Here is a 565-nt window from a genome sequence, read left to right on the forward strand (position 1 = left end):
CAACTGCTGGGCGGCGGCGGCTCGCTGACCAGTGGCTGCACCCCCGAGGCGCCCACGGGTACGGCTTCCACCCCGGCCGGCACCTCGGCGTGGCCGGGCGGCCTCGATGTCACGATCGCCGACAACGTCTGCGCGTTCACCACGTCCACCGGCCCCGAGGGGCGTGATGTGAGCGGGCTGGCGTTCGACCCGGCGAACCCGTCGGTGCTGTGGGCCGCCAAGAACAAGAACTGGCTGTTCAAGCTGGTCAAGAGCAACGGCAAGTGGATCCCGGACGCGTCGTGGAGCGCGACGGGCAAGCAGATCCGTTTCCTGGGCGGTTCCGGCGAGCCGGACTCCGAGGGTCTGACGGTCGGCGCCAACGGGCACCTCTATGTGACCTCCGAGCGCGACAACACCAAGAACACGGTCCCCAAGGACACGATCATGGAGTTCGACCCGGCGGCCGGCGGCTCGACGCTCACGCCGATCCACCAGTGGGACATGACCTCCCAGTTCCCGCAGCTCGACACCGGCAGCAAGGACGACGCCAACCTGGGCTTCGAGGGCGTCGCCTATGTGCCGG

1 pseudogene is annotated in these 565 nt (G+C 69.0%); it reads left to right on the forward strand.

The annotated features are described in order from the left end of the window. Window positions 1-565 (forward strand): annotated as a pseudogene (locus tag CCN72_RS41070) (lamin tail domain-containing protein); the annotation flags it as partial.

This window comes from Streptomyces murinus (assembly GCF_002154555.1).
GTDB classification, from domain to species: domain Bacteria; phylum Actinomycetota; class Actinomycetes; order Streptomycetales; family Streptomycetaceae; genus Streptomyces; species Streptomyces murinus.